This is a genomic window from cf. Phormidesmis sp. LEGE 11477 (assembly GCF_015207105.1).
GTDB lineage: Bacteria > Cyanobacteriota > Cyanobacteriia > Phormidesmidales > Phormidesmidaceae > Phormidesmis.
The window spans coordinates 1-5097 of sequence record NZ_JADEXO010000202.1 but is presented as its reverse complement, the minus strand read 5'-3'; the positions used below and the strand labels follow the sequence as shown (position 1 = coordinate 5097).

The following is a 5097-nucleotide window of genomic DNA, read 5'->3' as shown; positions in this document are numbered from 1 at the left end:
AGGTGATGCGGCGCGCATGTATCCGCCTCTGTGGGATGGGCTAGAAACAGATGAGCCAGCCGGGATTTTTCTCGATGTGGATGCGGCGTTCGATTTTTTGGATGAGGCGGCTTGGGTATTAGAAGATGCAGGCTATAAAGTGGTTGTCCCCGCTTGGTGGACGCCGCAGGGCCGCAGGCGGGCAAAGCTGCGGCTAAAGGCGAACAGCAAATCTATGGGAGATCAGGACAAATCGAAGAGCTATTTCTCTTTAGACAAGTTGGTGGAGTATCAGTATGAGCTATCGATTGGGGGAGAGAAAGTCAGCGAACGAGAATGGCAGGCGCTGGTAGCTTCTCAGTCGCGCCTGGTTCAGTTTCGAGGGCAGTGGATGGAGCTAGATCAGGCCAAAATGCAGGAGATGATGGCATTTTGGCAGCAGCATAAAGCAGAGAACCCGGAGCTAGGGCTGTTGGACTTTATGCAGATGGCGGCGCAGCAGGGCGAAGATGTGGAGGTTGACTTTAGTCGCGATCGCACGCTCGTCAGCATGATGGACAAGCTCAACGATCCTAGCGCCCTGGTCCCGGTCGATAACCCGCCTGGATTTTCTGGCCAGCTGCGAGACTATCAAAAGCGCGGCGTGTCTTGGCTGCACTACCTAGAGAGCCTGGGGCTCAATGGCTGTCTGGCCGATGATATGGGTCTAGGCAAAACCGTACAGGTAATCGCTAGACTGTTGCAAGAAGAAGAACAAGCCGCAGCCGCAGCGGTAAAAGACTTGCCGCCAACGCTGCTAATTGCGCCGACTTCTGTCTTAGGCAACTGGTTTAGAGAGATTGAAAAGTTTGCGCCTGAGCTGAAAGCGATAGTTCATCACGGTCAGGATAGAATCAAGCAGAAAAAAGACTTCAAACAGCTTTGTAAAAGCCACCACATGGTGATTACGTCTTTCTCTTTGGCCCGTCGCGATGCCGATTTAATCAACAGCGTGAACTGGCACCGAATCGTCTTAGACGAAGCTCAAAATATTAAAAATCCAAAGGCTGCCCAGACCAAAGCCATATTGAAGCTATCGGCGCGGCACCGATTAGCGCTAACCGGAACGCCGATTGAGAATAGACTGTTGGACCTATGGTCTATTTTCAACTTCCTTAATCCGGGCTATCTGGGTAAAGAATCTCAGTTTCGCAAAAACTTTGAGCTACCGATTCAGCGCAATAGCGATCGCCAGCAGTCTATCGTCCTCAAAAAGCTGGTAGAACCCTTTATCTTGCGCCGAGTTAAGACAGACGAGTCAATTATTAAAGACTTGCCTAGCAAAGTCGAGCAAAAGCTCTACTGCAATCTGACCAAAGAGCAGGCGTCGCTGTACGAGGCTACCGTTAGAGATGTAGAAAAGCAGCTGCAAGAAGCGGAGGGTATTCAGCGCAAGGGCCTAATTCTATCGACGCTGATGAAGCTCAAGCAGATCTGTAATCATCCGGCTCAGTTTTTGCAAGATGGCAGTGATTTCTCAGCGGGGCGATCGCACAAGCTCAGTCGATTAGAAGAAATGGTTGCAGAGGCGATTGCCGATGGGGATAGTCTACTGATCTTCACTCAGTTTAAAGAAATTGGCGACGCGCTAGAAAAATATTTGCATCACACCCATCACTACAACACTTACTATCTGCATGGCGGCACCGCTCGTACTAAGCGAGACCGGATGATGGCCGACTTCCAATCTACTGACACAGCGCCTTCTATCTTTATCCTATCGCTCAAAGCGGGTGGCGTCGGCATCACACTCACCAAAGCTAACCACGTTTTCCACTTCGATCGCTGGTGGAACCCCGCCGTCGAAGATCAGGCCACAGACCGAGCCTTTCGCATTGGCCAAAAGAAAAACGTATTCGTCCACAAGTTCGTCTCTATTGGCACGTTAGAAGAGAGAATCGATCAAATGATCGAAGATAAAAAGAAGCTGGCCGGATCTATCGTCGGCGCTGATGAGTCCTGGCTAACAGAGCTAGACAATGATGCTTTCAAGCAGCTAATCGCCCTGAACAAAAACGCAATTATGGATTGAGCTATGTCGAAGTCGAACTTTACTCGGACCTGGTGGGGTGATGCCTTTCTCTCCACGATTGAAGAATTTACCGATACGAATCGGCTGCAACGAGGGCGCAGGTACGCCAACAGCCAGAAGGTGAAATCTTTTAATATGGAGGGCGATCGCGTCGTTGCCAAAGTCAGAGGTTCCGTCAATCCCTACTACGGCGTTCATAAAGAGCCGCTCTATACCACTGAGCTAGAATTTGAGCCAATCAGCCGAGCCAAGTGGGCCGCCCTAATTGCGATCATGGCCTCTAGAGTCAGCATTCTCTCCAAGCTGCTGACAGGTGAAATTCCCGACAATATCGAAGACTGCTTTGAGACTTTGGGCCTGCATCTATTACCTCGAAAAGAAGACTTCGTTAGCCAGTGCAGTTGCCCAGACTGGAGCAATCCCTGTAAGCATATTGCTGGCGTCTACTATCTGATTGCCGCCGAGCTAGATCGCGACCCGCTGATCTTATTCGCGCTGCGTGGGCTCTCTAAAGCAGATTTGCATACTGAACTAGCAAAAACACCCCTAGGAATGGCTTTGTCAAAAGAGCTAGTCGCCGAGCCAGAGCCGCCAAAGCCGGTAGAAAGTTTGCACACGCAGCCTCAAACAACCCCGCCTAGTGCTGTTTCGCTGACTCAGTTTTGGCAAGGAGAGCAACGGTTGCCAAACGACGTAGAAACGCCACAGCCGACTAACGTGCCTGCTATTCTCATCAAAAAACAGGGCGATTTTCCACCCTTCTGGCAAAGAGATAACTCGTTTATTGAAGTGATGGAAGATTTTTATACAAGGGTAAGGACAAAGAACGGCAGTATTTTAGACTAAGGCCAACCTTACTCCGCCTGTCGGAACCGATATCCCACCCCTCTCACGCTCTCAATCCAGCGGTCATTCCCCTTGATGTCTATCTTCTTCCTCAGCCTTTGAATACACACATCCACTACGTTTGTGCTGGGGTTAAAGTCATATCCCCATACATGCTCTAGCATCTGAGTGCGGGTGAAAACTCGGCCAGGCGATCGCATCAGATATTCCAGCAGATTAAACTCCCTGGTGGTCAGCTCTACAAGCTGCTGGGTGTCTTCAGACTGGCAGGTCACCGTCCGCGTGATTCGATCCAGCTTGAAAGGGCCGACTGTCACTAGGTTTGGCTGCTCTCCGGCACTGCGACGAACAACCGCATGGATGCGGGCGATCAGCTCCTCGACGAAAAAGGGTTTGGCGATGTAGTCATCTGCCCCCAAATTCAAACCCTGCAACCGATCGTCTAGTTCGTCGCGCGCGGTCAGTAAGATAACGGGCGTATTCCGGCCTATCTGCCTCAGATTTTTGAGAATGAACAGGCCGTCTTTACCCGGCATCATAATATCTAGCAAAATTACATCGTATTCATTCTGAGTAGCCTTTTCGTAGGCAGCATCGCCATGGTCGCAGTAGTCCACCACAAACCCCTGCTCTTTTAGCCCGATCTGTACGAAGCTAGCGATTTTAGGTTCGTCTTCTGCAAACAACACATGCATTGGAGTCTTTTGTTTCCTATCTGGACACTCATGCATTGTATCGCTACCATTGGCTAGCTTCGTTGTGACCGCTGCTGAAGGTAGTATGTATCTTTAGACACACCTTCTCTAACTCATCGAACGATTTGACAGTACCTCGCTGCCAGGTGCGCTCATAGATGCGCTCATAGGTGCGCTCACTGGCGCAGGGGACTGGTGAGTATTCAACGTATCTGGCAATGTATCTGGTACAGACCCTCTGAAGTCTCTAGCCGATTCAGCTTCCCCTTTGGTGCGTGAGAGATGCCGCTCTGAAATAAACTGCTCTGGATCGATACCCTCAAAAGTCGGCGGTAGCCAAACCCTGATCACTAGCAGCAGTCCTAGCACTATTAAGAAAGCACAAGCAACGATTACCTGTGACCACGGCGTCTCTAACACGCCTCTGACGATAATCTCTCTTAAAACAGAAACAATCGAGACTTCAACGGCCACCCCGATAGAGACCCGGTGTTCTTGAAGATAAATGATCAACAGTCGAAACAGCTCGACTAAAATCAACAGAAATAGAATATCTGAGGTGACAGGTTGAAAATCTAATGGCGGCAGCAGTGATAGTGCCATCTCCCGTAGCTGCAGCACCATAAAGCTGAACAAACCAATACAAAGACAGATAACGATAAAATCTTGAACAGTTTCTAGTAGTCGAATCACATAGCTGCTGTTGAGCCAGCGATACCAAGGAAGCATAGCCGGGGGACGGTCGTTCATAAGTCGTATTAAGAAGTTTCCTTCTAGAAATCAACTTCTACAGCCTATCGATAACTTTCACAAATATCAATAGCTTATTGATATAAATTTTTTTTATCACTAATTGTCTCAGCTTAACAGTTAGTTCATCTTCCTTACCCATAGACTCATGGCTATACCCTTTGATAAATCGAGCCGGGCAAGAACAAGTGCTGAAGTATAGCGGGCGTAGGATGCATCTGATTGAGCATCCCTTTTCAAAGCGAAGATATAGCCTACGCCCGCTAGCTGAGCGCGGGAATACTATCGATAGCCTTAGACAAGGTCGCTCCGTTATTGCTCATAACCTATGACAGTTTCCGTTGAAAATCCTCCTAGCCACTCGGCGGTCGTACTCCCTAACATACCTGGCTATATCGCTCAAGATCAAATCTATGCAGGGCCAAGAACTTTGGTCTATCAGGCAGTCAGTGAGAAAACACAGCGTCCTGTTGTTATCAAATTATTGCGTCAAGCCTATTCGAGTATTGATGGCCTCACTCAGTTTCGCAATCAGTATGCGATTGGGAAAAAACTCACCAATCCTGGCGTTATTCAACTATACGAGCTAGCTTTCTATCAAGACCGGCTGATGATTGTGATGGAAGATTTTGGCGGCATTTCGCTCGCTCAGTATCTTCAGCGGCTAAAGCAGCAAAGTGAAGGCAACTTTCCCACTATAGATGTTTCCCTATTTTTATTTATCGCAGTTCAAATATCTGATGTGCTCGCATATAT

The 5097-nt window shown here is 48.8% G+C and carries 5 protein-coding genes; 3 read left to right on the top strand and 2 right to left on the bottom strand.

Features of this window, described 5'->3' with window-relative positions:
- A partial coding sequence (locus tag IQ256_RS28330) for a DEAD/DEAH box helicase (protein ID WP_193859032.1) occupies positions 1 to 2050 on the top strand: 2050 nt, incomplete at its 5' end.
- A 3-nt stretch (positions 2051 to 2053) separates the two neighbouring features.
- The gene (locus IQ256_RS28325; RefSeq protein WP_193859031.1) at positions 2054 to 2896 is read left to right on the top strand and encodes an SWIM zinc finger family protein; all 843 of its coding nucleotides are present in this window, start codon (positions 2054 to 2056) and stop codon (positions 2894 to 2896) included.
- An 8-nt stretch (positions 2897 to 2904) separates the two neighbouring features.
- Here the strand turns inward: IQ256_RS28325 and IQ256_RS28320 are convergent, their stop codons facing one another.
- Positions 2905 to 3591, bottom strand: coding sequence for a response regulator transcription factor (locus IQ256_RS28320; protein ID WP_193859030.1), 687 nt, complete (start codon positions 3589 to 3591; stop codon positions 2905 to 2907).
- A gap of 108 nt (positions 3592 to 3699) precedes the next feature.
- Positions 3700 to 4341: a phosphate-starvation-inducible PsiE family protein gene (locus IQ256_RS28315; protein WP_370623571.1), complete on the bottom strand. Its 642-nt coding sequence runs from the start codon at positions 4339 to 4341 to the stop codon at positions 3700 to 3702.
- 328 nt (positions 4342 to 4669) lie between these two features.
- Between IQ256_RS28315 and IQ256_RS28310 the strand changes: the two genes are divergently transcribed.
- Positions 4670 to 5097: protein kinase (locus tag IQ256_RS28310; protein ID WP_193859029.1), on the top strand; the 428-nt coding region annotated here is incomplete at its 3' end.

Coding starts and splice junctions, on each gene's coding strand:
- IQ256_RS28325 (WP_193859031.1), top strand. CDS start 2,054: ATGTCGAAGTCGAACTTTACTCGGACCTGGTGGGGTGATGCCTTTCTC.
- IQ256_RS28320 (WP_193859030.1), bottom strand. CDS start 3,591: ATGCATGTGTTGTTTGCAGAAGACGAACCTAAAATCGCTAGCTTCGTA.
- IQ256_RS28315 (WP_370623571.1), bottom strand. CDS start 4,341: ATGAACGACCGTCCCCCGGCTATGCTTCCTTGGTATCGCTGGCTCAAC.